Annotated in this window: 17 protein-coding genes; 8 read left to right on the forward strand and 9 right to left on the reverse strand. The window is 50.1% G+C overall.

Features of this window, described 5'->3' with window-relative positions:
- Positions 1–305 precede the first annotated feature (305 nt).
- Positions 306–689 carry a hypothetical protein gene (locus tag KO216_RS05605; RefSeq protein WP_251451898.1) on the reverse strand — a complete coding sequence of 128 codons (384 nt, stop codon included), beginning with the start codon at positions 687–689 and terminating at the stop codon, positions 306–308.
- 34 nt (positions 690–723) lie between these two features.
- Between KO216_RS05605 and KO216_RS05610 the strand changes: the two genes are divergently transcribed.
- Positions 724–891 (forward strand): hypothetical protein, encoded by a 168-nt coding sequence (locus tag KO216_RS05610; RefSeq protein ID WP_215523293.1) that lies wholly within the window; start codon positions 724–726, stop codon positions 889–891.
- 326 nt (positions 892–1,217) lie between these two features.
- On the opposite strand, the gene KO216_RS05615 is transcribed toward KO216_RS05610, so the two are convergent.
- The gene (locus KO216_RS05615; protein WP_215523294.1) at positions 1,218–3,065 is read right to left on the reverse strand and encodes a phosphoenolpyruvate carboxykinase (GTP); all 1,848 of its coding nucleotides are present in this window, start codon (positions 3,063–3,065) and stop codon (positions 1,218–1,220) included.
- Positions 3,066–3,372: 307 nt separating this feature from the next.
- Here KO216_RS05615 and KO216_RS05620 point away from each other — a divergent pair, with 307 nt between their 5' ends.
- The 6 genes from KO216_RS05620 to KO216_RS05645 all read left to right on the forward strand — a co-directional run bounded on the left by KO216_RS05620 (position 3,373) and on the right by KO216_RS05645 (position 12,212).
- Positions 3,373–3,939: an MptD family putative ECF transporter S component gene (locus tag KO216_RS05620; protein ID WP_215523295.1), complete on the forward strand. Its 567-nt coding sequence runs from the start codon at positions 3,373–3,375 to the stop codon at positions 3,937–3,939.
- A complete protein-coding gene (locus tag KO216_RS05625; RefSeq protein WP_215523296.1) occupies positions 3,939–4,748 on the forward strand; it encodes an energy-coupling factor transporter transmembrane component T in 810 nt (269 codons plus the stop codon). Before KO216_RS05620 ends, KO216_RS05625 begins: the two co-directional genes overlap by 1 nt.
- Entirely contained in the window at positions 4,745–6,241 is a 1,497-nt protein-coding gene (locus tag KO216_RS05630) for an ABC transporter ATP-binding protein (RefSeq protein ID WP_215523297.1), read from the forward strand. Before KO216_RS05625 ends, KO216_RS05630 begins: the two co-directional genes overlap by 4 nt.
- Positions 6,222–8,036 carry an ABC transporter ATP-binding protein gene (locus KO216_RS05635; protein WP_251451901.1) on the forward strand — a complete coding sequence of 605 codons (1,815 nt, stop codon included), beginning with the start codon at positions 6,222–6,224 and terminating at the stop codon, positions 8,034–8,036. Before KO216_RS05630 ends, KO216_RS05635 begins: the two co-directional genes overlap by 20 nt.
- A gap of 1 nt (position 8,037) precedes the next feature.
- Positions 8,038–9,804, forward strand: a complete 1,767-nt coding sequence (locus KO216_RS05640) for an ABC transporter ATP-binding protein (protein ID WP_251451904.1) — start codon at positions 8,038–8,040, stop codon at positions 9,802–9,804.
- Positions 9,805–9,974: 170 nt separating this feature from the next.
- Positions 9,975–12,212, forward strand: coding sequence for a BspA family leucine-rich repeat surface protein (locus tag KO216_RS05645; RefSeq protein WP_215523299.1), 2,238 nt, complete (start codon positions 9,975–9,977; stop codon positions 12,210–12,212).
- A gap of 9 nt (positions 12,213–12,221) precedes the next feature.
- On the opposite strand, the gene KO216_RS05650 is transcribed toward KO216_RS05645, so the two are convergent.
- The 3 genes from KO216_RS05650 to KO216_RS05660 all read right to left on the reverse strand — a co-directional run bounded on the left by KO216_RS05650 (position 12,222) and on the right by KO216_RS05660 (position 14,847).
- Positions 12,222–12,743, reverse strand: a complete 522-nt coding sequence (locus tag KO216_RS05650) for a methyltransferase family protein (RefSeq protein ID WP_215523300.1) — start codon at positions 12,741–12,743, stop codon at positions 12,222–12,224.
- Positions 12,744–12,763: 20 nt separating this feature from the next.
- Positions 12,764–13,462: a GIY-YIG nuclease family protein gene (locus tag KO216_RS05655; RefSeq protein ID WP_215523301.1), complete on the reverse strand. Its 699-nt coding sequence runs from the start codon at positions 13,460–13,462 to the stop codon at positions 12,764–12,766.
- Positions 13,463–13,623: 161 nt separating this feature from the next.
- Positions 13,624–14,847 (reverse strand): MFS transporter, encoded by a 1,224-nt coding sequence (locus KO216_RS05660; RefSeq protein WP_215523302.1) that lies wholly within the window; start codon positions 14,845–14,847, stop codon positions 13,624–13,626.
- 93 nt (positions 14,848–14,940) lie between these two features.
- Here KO216_RS05660 and KO216_RS05665 point away from each other — a divergent pair, with 93 nt between their 5' ends.
- A complete protein-coding gene (locus tag KO216_RS05665; RefSeq protein ID WP_215523303.1) occupies positions 14,941–15,642 on the forward strand; it encodes a TetR/AcrR family transcriptional regulator in 702 nt (233 codons plus the stop codon).
- A 330-nt stretch (positions 15,643–15,972) separates the two neighbouring features.
- On the opposite strand, the gene KO216_RS05670 is transcribed toward KO216_RS05665, so the two are convergent.
- From KO216_RS05670 to KO216_RS05685, 4 genes are all read right to left on the reverse strand, one after another.
- Positions 15,973–16,155, reverse strand: coding sequence for a hypothetical protein (locus KO216_RS05670; RefSeq protein ID WP_215523304.1), 183 nt, complete (start codon positions 16,153–16,155; stop codon positions 15,973–15,975).
- 182 nt (positions 16,156–16,337) lie between these two features.
- Positions 16,338–16,976 carry an alpha/beta fold hydrolase gene (locus tag KO216_RS05675; RefSeq protein ID WP_215523305.1) on the reverse strand — a complete coding sequence of 213 codons (639 nt, stop codon included), beginning with the start codon at positions 16,974–16,976 and terminating at the stop codon, positions 16,338–16,340.
- On the reverse strand, positions 16,973–17,158 hold the full coding sequence (locus KO216_RS05680) for a sodium:proton antiporter (protein WP_215523306.1): 186 nt from the start codon (positions 17,156–17,158) through the stop codon (positions 16,973–16,975). The genes KO216_RS05675 and KO216_RS05680 overlap by 4 nt, the downstream gene beginning before the upstream one ends.
- A gap of 545 nt (positions 17,159–17,703) precedes the next feature.
- Positions 17,704–18,651 (reverse strand): Abi family protein, encoded by a 948-nt coding sequence (locus KO216_RS05685; RefSeq protein WP_251451907.1) that lies wholly within the window; start codon positions 18,649–18,651, stop codon positions 17,704–17,706.
- Between the last annotated feature and the right edge of the window lie 260 nt (positions 18,652–18,911).

An 18,911-nucleotide genomic window follows, 5' to 3' on the forward strand; every position in this document is an offset into this window, starting at 1 on the left:
ATATCTCTGTTCTTTAACCTGCAACGATGGGCAACGATTCTTTCGTATATGCCCGCAATAAAATCATCATCGGTTATTCGTAAGCGGCCCCTTTTTGCCCTCGTCTGTCGACCCCTACTAGGGAAAATGGAATTTTCCGAGGGCTACCGAATACAGATGTACTGCAGCGCGAAACAGCTAGAAAAGTTTAACCGCCTCGCTCCCCGCCTGTAGCTGCCCTAACCCGCTGCGGCCTCTAGCAAAAACCGGGCTAGCGGCCTCCGCAAACCTTATTGTAGTGGCGATAACCCAAGTAGCGGCACGGTCTACGATTCGCGGGGACTGTTGGTGGTGTAAGATTTTGAGTAAAACAAGCTGCCGATCTTGTTAGCTGTTACTGCTAGCAGTGAATAGGCGACCCCGTAAATCAGCGCGGATTCGTTGTAAAAGATGAGCATGGGCGCGATGAAAAATAGAAGCGGCAGGAACGTCCACAAAACGGTGAACCCTTCCCAGATTCCGTCCCAGGCGGCTAGCGCGACGGTGATTAGCGGAAACGCTATGAAAAGCAGCAGGATAAACGCCATCATTCCTAAATCGGAGGGATTGACTAATCCGATGGCGGTTGTAGCGAAAGCCGGCAGTAAAAGATAGCAGGCGAAAAGCGCGCCAAGTCGCGCCCACGTGCCGCGTCTTTTCCACCTTTGCATGCACTCATTTTTTCATGAGCAGAAGGGAAAAATCATGGGTCTTAGAAACTGGCTACGCCCCAAACCGCGCGACGTTAAAAACCACCAGATGAACTCGTCCTATCCGTTTATATTTGAGCCGACGTCTTCTGGGCTTCCGGTTACCGAACGTAGCGCGATGCAGAAAACGCTCATCTATCGCGTAATCCTGCAGGGGATTTAGGGATCTCAAATCTACTACGAGTGCTGCGTTAAAGTAGAAGGTGCAGAAGGTGGGAACAAGGTCTCCCATCATGTCTTAGAGGGTGTCTAGCGGACGCAAGCGCTGCTAGGCTCTCTTCTTATTTCATTTCCGGCCTACGGGCTATTACCGCGCTAACCTGGGAGATACCCGTCACGCAATCTGCCAACACTAGGTTGATAGAAGCAACAAGATCGGGGTTAATACCCAAAGTGGCGGGTTAATCCCAACAGGAGCCATAGCTACCCGCTGGAATTAACCCGCCTAGAGAAAATCCACCCGTCGCTAGTGCAAAACCAGGAGGCCAATTAAGCGTTAAACGCCTGCTCTATGCGCTCGTGCGCGGCCCAGATCTGCTCAGGTAGATTCTTGAACTGTGCAAGGTGTTCGCGGCGGTAGCCCATCTCCTTCTTCCACAGATCGGTGTCGATGGAAAGAAGCTTATCCAGATCGGCGTCGTCACCTTCGAAACCATCCAGATTCAACTCTTCCTTCTTCGGCAAAATACCTACCGGTGTTAGCACGCCCTCAGCGCGCCCTTCCTTAACATCTAGCAGCCAAAGCAGTGCCCGCAGGTTGTCACGGTAGCCAGGCCAGAGGAAGTGGCCGTCTTCCGGATCGCGCTGGAACCAGTTCACGTGCGCAAAAATGGGCTGTTCCTTCGCGGAGCCAATTATTTTCAACCAGTGGGCCGCGTAGTCCCCTTCGGGGTAGGACATGAAGGGGCGCATCGACATCGGATCGTAACGCAGCACACCCTCCTTGCCTTCAGCCGCGAAAGTGGCTTGGGCGCCCAGGGTCAAACCGTCGTAAACGCCCTCGGTTAGGTCGGTGATTGCCCGGATAAGCGGCTCCCGGTCCTTTACTCGCCCGCCAAAGATGATGGCGTCAATTGGCACCCCTTGCGGTTCTTCGTAATCGGGAGCCACGTTGGGCACGTTAGCCAAAGACGTGGTGAAGCGGGAATTGGGATGTGCCCACTCGTCACCCTTGGCCTCGCAGCGCTGTCGATCGGCCGGGCGGTCGGAAATCTTTTCGCCCTTCCAATCCCGCCAGCCAGTAACATCTTCGGGGTAATCCGGGGTCTTACCTTCCCACCACAGCTCTTGGGTTTCGGGGTTGTAGGCGACGTTGGTGAAGAGCGTCTTAGAACCTTCTTTGATGGCGTCCATGGCGGTGGGATTAGACTGCCAGTTGGTGTCCTTTGCCACGCCGAACGCGCCGTATTCGGGATTCATGCCGTAAATCTTGCCGTCTTCGCCAACGTGCAGCCACACGATGTCATCGCCGTAGAAGTAAACTTCGTAGCGGTCACCCAAGGCGTCCGGGGCTAGCATCATAGCGAGGTTGGTTTTACCGGAAGCTGAGGGGAAGCCGCCGCACACGTAGTAGGTGTGATCCTTGAGCTTATCCTTAATCCCGATCAGCATGAACTGTTCGGAAAGGAATTCCCCGGAGACCCAGCCGTCGTAAGAAGCTTGGCGCAGACCGTGGGCGATCTTGCCGAGCAGCGCGTTGCCACCGTAGGAGGAACCGAAGTGCAAAATTGTGCGTTCGTCGGCCACCGTGGCAAACAGGCGCTTATCCTTATCGGTACCCTGCCCCAAGTTCTTCAGGTCGCCGGTCACGTGCACTGCGCGCACGAATTGTCCCGGATTTTCCAAATTGTTCAGGTGTTCTACGCCAACCCGGGCCATGCGGATCATGTGAAGAACCACGGTGAGGTTGTCGGTAAGTTCCACCCCGCGAGCCCACTTTTCTAGCGGCGATTTCGGCGGTGCCATCAGGTAGGGCACCACGTACATTGTTTTACTCCGGGAGGCGCCCTTCATGCTTTCCAACTGCCGGGCAGTTACTTCCGTGGCGTCGTGCCAGTTGTTATAAATTCCGGCTTCTTGCGGATTGTGGGTGGCGACGACGGTGCGCTCCTCGCTGCGCGCCGTGTCCTTGTAGTAGGAGCGGGAGTAGTAGAGTCCATCACCCGCAGGTGCGATTTCACCGGTGGCTAGGCCTTCGGCGATGAGTCGGTCGTCATCCTTTGCGGAAATGACTTCGATGGCAGCGGGTTCGGTAATTCCGGCCCAGTGCGCTACATACTCAGCTACTGCGGGATTTTCCAGCCCGGCATCGTTGAGGATCTTGGCAATGTTATCCATATTTATTACTCCTAAAATTTCGTGTAGTAGAACATTAAATTTAGGATACCCGAAACTTTTGAAGCAAACCTGGATTTAAGTCCTGCCTGGAATAAATAGGAACAAAACCTGGGACGCTGCAGTATGGGCTAGTAAATCCGCTAATAGGCGAGCCCTCTGTGGGCTAGCTAGTTTCTTAGCTCTCCCTTTTCTCCCGCCTATGTGTCGGCTAGATTACCCCGACATTACTTGACCAAATAGGAGGCACTCACGCTAGTCTTTTGTTAGGCAAGGCTTACCTAATTAAATATTAGAAGGGATATATCGCATGAAAACTCGCGACTTCATCAACATTGGCGTATTCACCGCAATTTATTTTGTGCTAGTTTTCGGCACCACAATGCTAGGCATTATTAATCCAGCAATGATGTTCGTGGGCTATGCCTTAGGACTTATCGCTAACGGCGCCGTAGTCATGCTATTTAAATCCCGGGTACCAAAGATCGGCGCCCTGGCATTAATGGGCTTATTAGTGGGGATTTTAATGGTAATTAATGGGCACCCCTGGATTGTTGCCCTACTTGCACCTTTACTGGGACTAGCCGCAGACTTCCTCTTCGCTAAAAACTCCGCGGTTTTTCGAGTGCTTGGATACGCCGTCATGTCCATTTGGTACGTGGTGCCCTGGTTCCCCGTATTCATTGATGCTCAGGGCTACTACAAAAATATTGCCGACTCTATGGGAACCGCCTACGCCGATTCATTACGCTGGTTCTTGTCACCATGGATGATTGTGGCCTGGGGCGTGGGAGTTTTCATTCTCGGGCTTATCGGCGGAGTCTTCGGAAATTCTCTAATGGCTCGGCACTTCCGTAAAGCTGGCATCGCAAAGTAATGAGCCTTCAATGCCAAACTAGCGCCCCCGGATCAGCAGCAAGCTATCACCAGGATCAGGTCACCAGCGCTGAAATCTTAGCAGCCAACCAACGCCACTCCCGGCCAGATCCGCGCACCGTAATACTGGTTATATTCGTATTAAATGCCCTGGTAATGTCGCGACTACCCATAGCGATCACTTTCCTGGTAGCCGGTATTGCGCTCTTGGCTTTACTATTGTCACGCTGCTATTCATGGGCGCTAGGTTTCCTCGCCGTGGAAGGAACCTGGGTCGCTTGCATCTATCTTTTCCCCAGAATCTGGCCAAGCGCCCTCACCGCGTTCCTAATGGTTTTAGGCTACTGGATGATAAGGATTTGCACTGTTGGCGGTCTGGCAGGTTACGCGATTAAAACTATCGTCCCCGGAGAACTCGTAGCCGGTCTTCGCAGTTTACGCATACCGATAGCTATAACCGTTCCCCTGGTAGTGCTATTACGATTCATACCGACAGTATTTCGGGAATACCGCGCAGTAAGAGAAGCAATGTCCCTGCGGGGATTACAAATGGGATGGCGCGCCCTCTTACATCCCCTCCATTTTCTAGAAATGGTTTTAGTTCCCTTACTGGCATCCTGCGCCCGAACCGCTGATGAAATGACCGCCGCCGGCATGGTGCGCGGTTTAGGATCCACTATTTGCCCAAGCACTTTGAAACAGCTTCGATTCAACCGACTGGACGCCCTCTGGATACTGACGCTAATCGCCCTGATAGCTCTCATCCCCTACTCAGACCATCTAGCTATACTCTCGGGCGGATTCAAATGAGAACCTTAATCGACCATGTCTCCTTCGATTACCAGTTCAACCCGGATGAAGAAACCTCATCAGCTCACGTTAGCGCAGTAAGCGATATCAACCTCGATTTCCCTACAGGATCCTGTACCTTAATCACCGGTCCTTCCGGAGCAGGCAAGTCAACCCTATTAAAACTTCTGAACGGTTTAATACCCGAACTTTATAAAGGTAATCTCAGCGGACGCACCCTCCTTGCCGGTCTCGATACCGCGCAAACAGATATCCAACAATTAGGGCGTACCGCCGGGACAGTTTTCCAAAATCCCCGTTCCCAATTTTTTACAGCAAATGTACTAGAAGAGTTAGCATTCGCGAGCGAAAATGCCGGAGATACCCCCCAAACAACCGCTAACCGGATCGCGGAAGCTGTAAACACCTGGGGCATTCAGCGACTGCTAGGCAAAGAGTTACGTAAGCTCTCCGGAGGTGAATTACAGCTAGTTGCTTGCGCAGCAGCAGTAGCCGGACCGCAGCAAATCCTGCTTTTAGACGAGCCCACCTCTAACCTTTCCCCCGAAGCAATCTCCGCATTCAGCAAAGTCTTACAAAGATTAAAAAGCGCCGGCTGGACCCTAGTAGTAGCAGAGCACCGCGTTTACCCCCTAAAAGGTCTCGCAGATCAAGTCGCAATCATGGCTGCAGGACGAATCCAGCATATGTTTACTGCGGACGAGTTTTTTAGTTTGTCTTCTAAACAGCGTAAAGAGTTGGGGTTGCGCACCCTGGAAAAACCAAAAATTTGCGTTAGAGCCACTCCCGATCAGCAAGCAGACGGTATCAGCGTAAAAAATTTAAGGTTCAGTTACGGCAAACACCGCGTCCTCAATATTCCTTCCCTATGTTTACCGAAGGGAAAGGTAGTTGCGCTAGTCGGCCCAAACGGAGCAGGCAAAACTACTCTCGCGCGCACCCTCATCGGGTTAGCTCACCCGGAGGGAGGCAGCGATATTAGTTTTAGCGGCAAATCCTGCCGGGCGGCAGACAGACAAAGACGCAGCGTGCTAGTAATGCAAGATGTGAACCGGCAGCTATTTGCCGAAACAGTAGCGGCAGAGGTCGTACTAGGAAATGACAATCTCAGCGAAGAGCAGGTGCAGGCGCTTCTAGGCGATCTGGGGTTGCAAGGATTATCTGAACGCCACCCGCTGACTCTTTCCGGGGGACAAAAACAACGTCTCGTGATTGCCAACGCCCTGGCGAGCCAGGCAGAGCTTTACGTATTCGATGAACCCACCTCGGGGGTTGACTACCGGCACCTACTGTCGATTAGTTCCCAGATTCGCTCACTAGCCGCTAAGAACAAAGCCATCCTGATCATTAGTCACGACTTGGAGTTCATCAATGAAGTGGCCGATTACCAGTTATTGCTCCGGCCTCTCGATAACGAAATAAACGTGCAACTTACCGCGCCTGACCAAGAGAAACATGGAAAGAGGAAGCCAAGTGACAGATCACCAAGTTAGCGAACCGGCAAAAGATGCAGCGGCAAATATCAAGCTGACCAGCAAACAAGGTAAAGCCGCATTACGAGAACTTTTAGCGCCCGTACAATTGGCGCTGCGAGTTGGGCAAGTAATGGCGGTTATATCCGCTATTTTGCGAGTGTTTCCTTTCGTTGCTCTAGTGGGGATCGGCAACGAACTCCTAACCTCATTAGGCAATGGCGTATCCCCCAACCAAAGCGTCATCATATTTTGGGTACAGGTGTTAATCGGAACATTTTGTGGAGGGCTGCTCGCCTATTTTGTGGGCTTGTTAGTTACCCATATTGCAGATAATCGTCTATCTGCAAGTATTCAGCAAAAGATTATTCGTTTTCTGGGGCAAGCTCCTTTAACTTGGTTTAGCGATAACACTTCTGGGCATGTGCGTAAAGTGCTGCAAGACGATGTAAAGAATCTACATGTGCTAGTAGCACACCGCCCCGTAGATTCACTGATCGCTACCCTAGTGCCCATATTTTGCGCGGGTTATACCTTCACTATTGATTTAAGACTCGGACTTTTAGTAATTGTTACGGTGCCGATTTACATCATTGCCTACGCGGTGATGATGCGGGGAATGAGCGATAAATCCTTAGAACTTGATGCAAAACTTGATCAGGTTTCCTCCGCAATGGTGGAGTTCGTGAAAGGCATCCAGGTGGTTAAGACTTTTGGGATCACCGGAAAAGCACACCGCAAATATGCCCACAGCGCTAATGAAGCCTGTGACTATATGGAGGAATGGAATCGTCCAATGGTGCATGCGGCTTCCCTGACCGCCGCCCTCACCTCTACCCCATTGATAGTTCTCTTATTTGGTATTGTCGGCCCCTGGTTCGTCTCCAAGCATTGGGTTAGTCCGGTAGAAGTAGTTGCCGGTTGTTTAATTGCCATCGCATTGCCCTCATCAATTAACCTGGTAACCCAGCTTGCTTGGAATTACCAGTTAGCGGGTGCCGCGGCCAAAAGGATTCTTGATCTTCTTAGGGTAAAGCCCCTCGCCTGCCCTGATCAGTCACTGCATTTACCCCAAGACGCAAGCATCGAATTTGAAAATGTATCGCTCAGCTATGACCATACCCTAGCTTTGGATAATATCTCTTTACGTTGTGCGCCCGGTACAGTAACCGCACTCATGGGACCATCAGGGGCCGGAAAAACCACCCTGGCCAAATTGGCCGCCCGCTTCCTGGATCCCGATACAGGCACAGTACTAATCGGTGGAGTCAACCTTAAAGACCTGAGTAGAACCGATCTCTACCGTCACCTGGGGTTCGTCCTGCAAGATGCGCAACTCTTGCGGGCTTCCATCCGCGACAATATTTCTATCGGGCGACACGATGCAGATGAAGCCGAGATTATTAACGCTGCTCGCCAGGCACAGATTCATGACGAAATCATGGCACTACCTAAAGGATATGACACCGTTGTCGGGGAAGATCTGAAGCTATCGGGAGGGCAAGCTCAGCGGATTGCCATCGCCAGAACCCTACTATTGGATGCGCCGATACTCATATTGGATGAGGCAGCAGCCATGGTAGATCCGGAATGTGAAGCACAAATCCAAAAAGCTATTAACCATCTAATGGCCGGACGTACTGTTCTGGTCATTGATCACCGTCCCGATTCAGTCAAAAACGTCGATCAAATCGTCCTACTTGATAAAGGGCAGCTGGTGGCCTGCGGTGATCACCAGAAGCTACAAAATATAGAACTCTACCGCCGCCTGTGGTCGGCATCCAATGTTGAGCTCACCGAAGGAGAACGAAACTAAAATGGATAAGTCAATGGGAGCTATCGACATAATTCGAACAAATTTTCGACTCAGCGCCAACTCTCAAAATCACAGCAGAAGTATCAGCTGGACAGCTCGGATCATCAGCGGCATTGCGCAGGGGGTAGGCTTACTTGCACTGATTCAGCTCGCAAACACCTGGGCTAGCAGGCAAGAAGAAACTGCTAATAACGCTAACACCTGGATTGTAACCCTGCTGGTAACGGCGATTATCGGGGCAATCAGTATCTACATACGAGATAGGTTCTCCTACGAAGGTGCTTTTTCGGTGATGCGCTCTGTCCATCGCCGCGTTGGGGATCAGTTGGCAAAACTGCCCTTGGGATGGTTCTCCACCGATACTACCGGGCGTTTGTCTCGCCTCGGGGCCGCTACTGTCAATGAGCTCGGAAACCTGAGTGCCCATTTGCTCACGGAAATGTCCGCCGCAACCGTCACTTTGTTGACGTTGCTTGCTGGTCTGCTCTGGTGGTATCCCGCCCTGGGCTCAATTTTTGCGTTATGCCTAATCTGTTACCTGATACTGATGTGGGCATTAACTTATCTTGATAGTGCTGCCAGCGCTTACGCGGCACCGGCGGCTACTGAACTAGCTGATCGGATCGTAGAATTTTCTACCTGTCAAGCCATGCTCCGCGCATGTGACCAGACGACTTACCCCCAAATGGCCACGGCTTTAGCAGAAAATCGCCGCCGATCCGCTCGCCGACTATGGGTAGAATGTATCGGAAATTTTCTCGGCGGCATTGCCGCGCAAACAATTTGCGTTGTAATGATTATTTCCAGTGTTCATCTTGCTTTTACTGGAAGTCTTGCTCCCTTGGCAGTGGTGGCGGTTATTGGGATAAGCCTGGAAATCACTCATTACCTTTCTACGATTTCTGATTGTCGAACCGGGCTACTGTCGGTTGGCCCGACAATGGCGACTATTAACGAAGTGCTAGATGCGCACCCTCTGCCCGAGCCGGAGACCTCGCTACCCCAATCCCTACCCCATCAAGTTGAGCTTCGAGAGGTTGATTTTGCTTATGGGAGAGATAAACAGGTGCTCAACAAGGTCAGCTTCACCGTTGCGCCCCACACTATGACCGCACTCGTTGGCCCTTCGGGGGCAGGTAAAACCACTATTGCCCGCTTAATTTGTCGATTTTGGGACGTAAACTCGGGTGGAGTACTCGTTGGAGGTCGAGATGTCAGAGAACTAACGACTGAAGATTTAATGAGCCAAATTTCAATGGTTTTCCAAGATGTCTATCTTTTCGATGACACTTTGGAAGCAAATGTCCGCATTGGTAACTCCAAGGCCACCGAAGAGGCTCTCCTACATGCGGCAGAGTTAGCTGGGGTCAACGATATTGTCAGGCGACTTCCCGATGGTTGGGATACGCATGTTGGTGAAGGTGGCTGCGCATTATCGGGAGGTGAACGTCAACGGGTTTCGATTGCTCGCGCGATCTTAAAAAATGCTCCGATTGTGCTCTTCGATGAAGCTACCAGCGCTCTTGATGCCGAAAATGAAGCAAATCTGCTGCGCTCCTTTGAAGTATTACGTCGCCAATCCACCATGTTGGTGATCGCGCATAAACTCAACACGATTACTCGAGCTGACCAGATTGTGGTTCTAGATAATCAGGGGCAAGTGGCTCAGATTGGCACCCACAATGAACTTGTAAATTGCGAGGGGATTTACCGAGATTTTTGGGATGAGCGTCAAGCGGCCTCTGGATGGAAAATATCCGCACAATAGTTCGGAATAGGTAGGTAGCATACACGGAATTATTTGCAAGTATTTTCGGGTTAGAGGTCGTTGAAATGGCGATTACTTCAATATTTAAGGAAAAAGTCTAGAGATTAATGCCAATTGTTTTTATAGTGATTTGGCATTGATGAATTCACTGAAGGTTTTTGGGAGAAATCATGAGGCATACATCAAATTATAGGGAAACTACTACTTCTCGTCACCTGTTTATTGCAGGCACCATTTTTGCTGCCGCCAGCCTATTCTTAACTTCTTTAGGAGTTGCAGTAGCCCATGCAGCAGATACCGAAACGACCAGTGTAGGAGATAACCTCACTGCCTCCTGGGATCCGACAGCCAAAATCCTGACCGTCAGTGGCCATGGTCAGCTAGATCGAGCCAAATGGATGTCTAAAACTCCGGCTACCCACAATGAGCCCAATAGTAGATTCTGCGGAACTGTTAAAGATGCAAATGGCAACGCCAAGCCAGCCGAACCGCAGCCGGTGGAAATAAAATTTATTCCTAATCCGGGCACCACCATAGATTTCCCACAAGATTCCAGCTTCCTATTTTCCCACTGTGACAAGGCCAGCATCGACTTTCCGGATACTGGTATTAATACCGGCAAAGTCACCACGATGAGCTATATGTTCTATAAGGCGACGCTGGCGAACCCGAATACCTCTAACTGGGATACCAGCAAGGTGACCAGTATGAGCGGCATGTTCGGCGCCACCAAAGCAGCTAATCCCGATACTTCAAAGTGGAATACCAGCATGGTCACCACTACGAACGGAATGTTCCATACGGCTGCGGTCGCCAACCCGAATACTTCCAACTGGAACACCGAAAACGTCACCGACATGAGCGCCATGTTCTATAAAGCGCCAGCCGCAAACCCCGATACTGCAAAGTGGAATACCAGCAAGGTCACCAATATGAGTGTAATGTTCAGCGCGACGGAAGCAGCTAATCCCAAAACTTCAAACTGGAATACCAGCAAAGTCACCAGAATGAATGGAATGTTCCAGGGTGCGAAAGTAGCTAATCCGGATGTATCAAACTGGGATACCAGTCAAGTCACTGATATGCATGGCATGTTTAACGGAGCAATTGCCGCGAGTCCGAACACCTCTAACTGGAACACCGAAAATGTAACCAATCTGAGTGGCATGTTCCAGAACGCGAAAGCAGCTAATCCGGATGTATCAGCCTGGAAAACCAACCAGGTAACTGACCTGAGCGACATGTTCAACGGAGCTACTGCTGCCACCCCAGATGTCGCCAAATGGGATAGCAGCCAAGTCACCAACATGGAAGGTGTCTTTACTGCAGCAACTGCCGCGAAACCAGATGTGTCAAAGTGGAAGACCAACAAAGTTACCAATATGCACAACATGTTTGCCGGAGCCAGCAGCATAGAAAATTTGGACGTATCTGGCTGGGATATTAGCCAGGTTGAGGTAGAGACCGTCGCAGACGTTTTCGCTACTGAGGGGCGCACAAGTGTACGAATCAAAGGCGCTGCTTTAAAGCGTAATATTTCTAGCTGGTTTAAGTTTATAGCCGGCCCTTACCATATTCGCAATGTTGACGATGGCACGGTGTTGAACGCTACCCCGGGTGACGGACAAACAGTTTCTGCCATGTTGGATTCAGTTAAAGATAAAATCGTAGATGATGCCACCTACCTAATTCGTCCTAATGAAAAAGTAAAAGTAACGGCAACTCCGGCACAGATATGGCAAGGCGAACCACTGCCAGTCTTGGATTACCAGGTGGATGCGGCTCATAGCAAAGATTTACTCACCGGTGCTCTCAGAGCTGACTACGGGGCAGAGACCCCGGCGGGAAAGGTTGCGATTAAGCAAGGAACTTTAAAACTTAAAGACGCAGTAGCCGGAGCATATTCACTAGAATTTACCGCAGGAATTCTTAATGTTAATGCTCGCCCAGAGCAACCGGAAGCTAAAGTTGATACTTCTAAGTGGGCTGATAACAATCACCCGGGGGCTAAAAATTGTGCCGATCGAAAGGTATCCCAAAGTAGGACCATCACCACTACCCCTCATAAATGGGATAGCAATAAACATAAATGGGTTTTAGATACTGCAAACGCGAAGGAAAAAACTGAGAGTCAATCGCGGAATATGACCGACCAGGAAATCCGCATATGCGCTGATAACCAACCTGGAAACCAGCCTTCCGTTAAGCCCACAGAGCATTCTGGTAAGCACCCCACTGTGCAGCCAGTCCCTAAAATTGCTCCAGTGAAGAAAACTGAGCCTACTCAGGTAACCCAGATCTCCACTTTGCCTCAGACCGGGACTTTGGTTGGCCAAATCGCGCTTCTAGCTTGCTTGCTAGGGGCCGCCGGCAGCATTGTTTGCCGCTTGCGCCGCAACACCCGCTAGTGGATCAGTTTATGACTCTCGGGGTTTGTTGAGGCGTTGGGGCGGCCAAGGAAAAATCCGATTAACGCGGGCAGCGTATTGGATGTATTCATCCCCGAATTCATTTTCAAGCCAGCGTTCTTCAGTGTGTTTCATCAAAACAGTCAACGCCACCCAATAGATGAACGGGAGGGTTAGTAGCCACCAGTTCACTTGTATGAGCAGCAGACCGCAGTTTAATAGCAGGAAGGAAGAATATATGGGATGCCTAACCCAAGCGTATATCCCGCTAGTCATAAGCTGACCAGTTTTAACGCTTTCGACCATGTGAGAGCCAAAAACAGCTGAAACCCACACGATTACTGCAACTACCATCACCACCAGACCCGCCGCAATCATGAGGTTATGCACCCAACTATTTCCGATAGTTCCGTTTGCGATCCAGCCTAAAAAATGGACAAGACTCGCTGCAATCGTGACGGTAAAAATACCCGAAACATATATCGGACCTACACCTAACACAGGCAAATGCGAAGCTCCGATTTTAGTCATACAGCTATTTTCGCACGAGCCTAACCCGCTCTAGCAATGGCAGAAGTAGCTAACACTATGGCAACCGTCGCAGAAGGAGAAGTAAAAGCAATATCCCGGGTGACCACGCCGCGCTTATTTTCTATGCGGATTGACCCATCACTAACTAACTTTTGGTGACGACTAGCGATAGCCGTATAGGAGTTAACCGTTGCCCGGCTTCTGGCTTTACTGGTTTCCCAGCTAGCAACCACGATGGATCCCTTGAGGAGGAAAAACTCGCCATCAATCAGCTGCATCGAGGCATTCAGACCATCTCTACGTCTGCGCAGATGGAAAACCGGTGAAGAAGCTATCTGAGCGGTAGCCGGTTGCACAGTATTTTCTGGGGAACGCAAAACGTTGACTCCCAGGATCGGCAAAATCAGCTTCATATTATCTAAGAATGACTCGGCTGATGCTCGTTGCGCTTCAGAAAGCTTCCTAACCCGAGGGGTTTGCTTGTTATCAGGCATAGAACAGCGCTCAGCATTCTTAGCGATTTCCACCAGACGGGCTTCTAAATAACCCCAATGTCCCTCGTTAAAAGAGCGTTGCAAGCTAGCAATAATAACGACCTTTTCCCACTGCGGCTTCTTTTTGTCATGATCGCGCAAGCGCTCTACAAAGTTTTCTGTCTTGCCTATATAGCACCACGTGTTCTCAATAGCTTCAGGGTCATTACCAAGAAGAATATACACACCATTACAAGCGATTGAGCTGAATGACCCCGTGTTTGCATGGGGTTTTTGAGACGTTTGAGTTTGTTTGAATCTCGTAGCGACTAGACATCATAGTTCTGCTGAAGTCAACACCGCTTTAGCAGGAATTTTTATGGTTTTTGCTTCTAATCATAAAGAGATTATTTGCGGAACTCGGGATGGTAAAAACTCAGCAAAATTGCCGCAGCTATCAGGACTGTGCAACATGTCATTGGTAGCCACGGAGAGAGTCCGTAAAGTGCAGTGGAGGCTATCGGTGCCACTACATAGGCTGCACCATTGTTAGCATTAATCAACCCGGCCAGCCCACCTTGCTCTTCGGGCTTCATTTGCAAAGTAGGCGCCGTGTTGTAGCCAGGCATCGCCAGTCCTAGACCAAAGCCTGTCAAGATGCTGGCCACGATGAACAGTCCAAGATTTAGTGGATAAACCAAGAGTAGTAACCCGAGAAGAACGATTATTAATCCTCTTCTAAAGAGTTTTTTAGCACCCCAGTTTAACCTTGGAGCCACCAAGGCCTGCGCCAGTATCATCACCACACCCATTATTGACATGCACAAAGCGGTGAGCCCTGCTGTTGCGCCGGCCGCTAGCTTCAAAACATCCTGCAGTAAAAAGCCGAAAAGTGTAGCCACGGTAGAAAAAGCAGTAAACATTAGGAAACCGCAAGCCAGGAACACGAATACTCTTGAATCAAAATAGGAAACTTTTGCCGGTTGAGCGACTTTTTCTTCGCCACCTGTGGGTTTGAATGTTAACAGCAAAACGACAACGCCCAAAAGCATGACCAGAGGCATCACCAGCAAGGGCATCATGAAACCTCCTATAGCTGCAAGGCTGCCACCCAATAAGGCTCCAAGAATAGACGAGAATCCTTGTGCAGCGCCCAAGACTCCCAGACCTTTTACCCGTTGCGTCTCATTGTAAGTATGAGTCACAACGTAGGTTTGCGCGGCTGGGGAAACTGATGCGATGGCACCGCCGTACAGCACGCCCCTAGTTATGACTACTCCTATGATCAACGCTATGCCAGTGAGCAGACCCTTAAATCCTAGCCACACCACCATAGCGAATCCGCCTAGAGTCAGGATTCCGGCAAGCATGCCAATAAGCAAGATACGCCGAGATCCCCATCGCAATGAGACCCGTCCCCACCTGGTGGAGGTAAGAGAAAACATTATGGCAGCTAACGAAATGGTGGCACCAATATGCCATTCCTTCAACCCGATTTCGCGCGATAGCGGAGCCAGAATTGGATTAAGAATCATCTGCCCCATATATGCCAGTAAAACCGTCAAAAACAGGGGAAACAGTCCCGTTATTTTTGATTCGACTTTCTCGTTTCGTTCATTAGTGGCGCACATTAAAACATCCTTTCCAAAGTGAGCTACCGATCAAGCTGAAACAATACTAGAACAATGTTCTAGTATTGTCGAGGTTGAGGGTATGCTGTTTTCGTGGGAAATAAAGACAAGCGGGTAAACACGGGTAGACGCGCCTGGCTGACGCAGGAAAAGATCATGTACACCGCAATGGAACTGACCCGAGAGTGCGGTCTAGAAAAATGGTCGATTCGTGACCTTGCGCAGCGTCTGGGAGTAGTTCCCTCTGTCATTTACCACCATTACCAAAACCGTGACGCCATTACCGCTTCTGTAATAGGCGAGATCACTAGCACCATCGAACTACCGGACGAGCAGCTGGAATGGAAAGATTGGTTCATCTCCCTAGCAGAAAATGTCAGGCCCGTCTTTCTTGAATTCCCCGGAGTCACCGACAAACTGATGTATGGACATATGGACGCCGCGTTTATACCAATCTTGGAGGTGGCTTACGAAAAACTACGGGACGCTGGTTTTAGCAAGTACATTCACATCGCATACTCAATTATCATCAACACGATGCTGTGGAGCATTACTGCTCGCAACTTGCGCAGCCCAACCAAGCAGGAACAGCGCCACGACCTAGGCCAAATGATTACCCAACTTCAGCCCCTAGCGGCCTGCTCCACAACGCTGGCTGATATCATCCAGGGCTACTTAATTCCGCTAGCCAACCCGAAAAATGAAGACCGCATGAGTCAGGAATACTTTGAAATCATCATAGAAGTCGTACTCGCTGGTTTAGAGATAGCGCTCTTGCCTCGCGAAAACGCCTAACGAACCCGTGAACAAGAGAAATCATCAATACTCATAAAATATTTCCCAAAATCGCAAGGCATCCAGCTAAGAGCAGACCCTTTTCGGCCTCTCCCTCTATTTCCTGCGATTTTCCAATAAATACAAGAAGATCCACTATATCCAGAGCTTCCCAAACAACTGGTACGACTACGTCAAATACGGCACCGCCAATGAACTAGCTATCACTCTTCACAGTACACAGGCTTCTCCCAGGAATCCGCAGCCTATATGAAGACTGAGCCCACCCTATTGCGTATGGACGAAGAGGAAACCTCCATCTCGACTTCTGGCTTACCTCTTCGACGAACATCAACGTGAAGAAAGAAGCCGACGAAATCTTCCACTATTGACTTCCTCTCGCTTATAAAGCTGGGAAAGTTGATCGCGGCGTGCAGAGGTGAGGATGCCCGTCCAATCCGCTATCCCCGCAGTAGCCATACCACCTGGGGTTCCATCGACCAGAAAAAGCTCTACCGCTTTACCACGCGCCATCACAACCACGCCCCTCGTTCACACGCACCTACCCTCAAGAATAACCGAGATAAACAGATCACCCCTCAATACGAGGATCCAATAGAAAGGAAACACCATGGGTGATCCAATAGATCTGGTGGACTGCTGGCACATCGAAACCGGCAGAGCCGTACCGAAACGCATCTGGTTTATTGACGATATTATTCCTGCCGGGGTTTAGTGGCTAAATGTTTCGTGAGATAACAGGCGAATAGCTGAGGATGGGTGGCGTGCCACTGGTGGCCTGCACCTTGGATAAGCTCTAGGCGAGCCGTGGGGATAAGTCTTGAGATTTTGCGAGCTGCAGAAAGGTTTGCTTTATCTTTACTACCGCAAACCACAGTTACGGGCATGGATAAAGCCGGTAGCTGCGAAGTGAGGTCTAAATCTTTCAAACTATCAAGCACTCCCAGCAGCTCAGGTTTGCTAAGCTGGGGCGGACAGACCCATTTTGTTGGTAAAACTCGCATTAGTGTCTTTTGCAGACTCATCAACATTTTTGGGAGTTTAGCTTGCGGAGCTGAAACAAACAGTGAAGACACCTTATCTGGATGGGTGACCGCGATATTTAAAGCAATCACTGCACCCAACGATACCCCGACCAAGTGAACTGGCTCGGTTAGCGAGTCAGCAATCCGGGTACATACGTCTTCAAGCGACCAGCAAGCCAGCGGCGGTTTCATTCTCAAAACGTCTAAAGACATGCACTCGGTTTGTGGCAGTTGTTTTATTACCGGGTTCCAAACATCACGGGTTTCACCCAACCCGTGCAAGAACACTACTTTTTGGGCATCGTTCATTTACGCAGCGCGAAAAAACCTACGACCAGGCTAGTTACCAGAAAACCAGCAGTATTTCCGATAGCGGTGACCGGAGAAATCACGTGCGTGAACCCGAAAACAGCAAAACAGATAGCTGCAATTAATAGCCCAACGGCTACCAACATCAACCGGTTACGCACTCGCGCATTACTCTTTCCCATATTCGCCCTTTCCCCTTTTACGTGTTCGTTCACTGATTATCCCATAACTGTCGTTACCGGAAAGAAAGGTAAACGCTCATGGCTGATTCGTCTTTTGGTTTGAAGATTGGCCTTGAGGGTGAGCTAAAAAAGAACTCATACCGACACCGCTAGAACAGCGTTATTTGCGAGTCAGAGAGGCGCATTTTTCATCTCCGTTAACGAGTTAAACCCTAAAACCCTACCCGAACAGGGAAAACACGATACTGGGTGACGCAAAACCCAAACCCGCTAACGCAAGCGATTTTTCACCCCCCTAAGCGATACTCGCTAACACAAAAGGGTACTTATCAAATCCGACGTCTAAGTGGAGACTTAAACGTCGGATTTGATAACCAATACGTGTGCGTAAGCATCTCTATTGAGCGGAGTTTTGTAGTTTCCGAGCCAATTCAGCGAATCGTGCTGGCTCTTTAGACCATCACGGGTGGATCTCGCCGCTATTAGCTGTCCCAGCGCTAGGGATGTGACGCTGATGGGTACGAGTGCGTTTATTAGCGTAAAGGCTAAAGCGAGTGAAACCAGGTTGATGGTATACCTAGGCTTTCCGGTCGTACCAGTGGGTTGGGCAGGAACGAGTTTTTGATGTGCCGTGTGACTTTGTCGGGCCAGGAAGTCCCGGGAGAGGTGACCCGAAGTAAATACGCCATCACCGTTAATGCGCCGAAAACCTGCTGGCTTTGACCTTCAGGGAGTAGCGCGAATTCAGGTTGGGTACGCAACGCTGCGGTGGGTGCCGGGGCAAAAGACTTGTTCCATAATCGCCCATGATGGGCGCAAATATTACGGATGACAGTTAATTGTTCCATCCACCGCACCAAGGGGGGCTGTGTTATAGCTTTGCGCTGCTGATTCTTCGATAACTCATCAAGATTGATCTTGATGTTCAATCCTTCAGATATTTCAAGTTGCTTCTTGGCCGGTAACCCTTCAAAGAGGAGGGAGACATCAGCAAAATCGAGTACCTCTGCTAGCACCCAGAACGGATATTTCCCGTCATACTCGTCCCGGTAGTGCTTGATGGCTTCATTGTTTCGCCCAGCTCTAGAAATCCGTCTATGAGCTGTGGACATCCATTTTTGATGGTCGAACGATGGCCTGAAATGATCAGGGTCGGCATAGCCCAGGGGGTCGTCTATACACAAGGCTTCACCTATACGAGTACGCATCGTTATCTCGACACGTTCCATCCCGTCATGTACAAGCGTGCGTAGCTTCCTATCTGCCTCGTATAAATCAACAGCAGCCTTAAACGTAGTTCCGGGAAGAAAATTGTCGCGACGACGCCCGTTAGATTCCATGATGCGCGCTGGATACCAATAAGCCGACAGGCGATAGTAACTAACGTTGGCTAACCATTGGTGAGCCAACGCGACATCAACTTTCATGCCGCGAGAGCGCAACAAGTCAACATGTTGTTCAATGGTTGCGGCTGGTTTCACCTGCTTGGTCAATGCACCTACTCTTAAGAAGCATTAGAAAGAGATCCAGCCCACTCCCGACCGGAGTCGAGGCGGGCTGAACGATTAATATCAGGATATCACAAGCAACCTACAGGCATCTAGTCGCGAATGTTAAAACGTTGGATTACCCGCCAATCAATCCCAGCTAGCCGGCAAACCCATCGAATATTTCCAGGCCTGTCAATGGAACGCCCTGATCGATTACGCCATCATTGGCGTAAACCAGATCCGGTTCATCTTTGGAACCGGGA

Source organism: Varibaculum prostatecancerukia, assembly GCF_943169825.2.
In the GTDB taxonomy this organism is placed as follows: Bacteria; Actinomycetota; Actinomycetes; order Actinomycetales; family Actinomycetaceae; genus Varibaculum; species Varibaculum prostatecancerukia.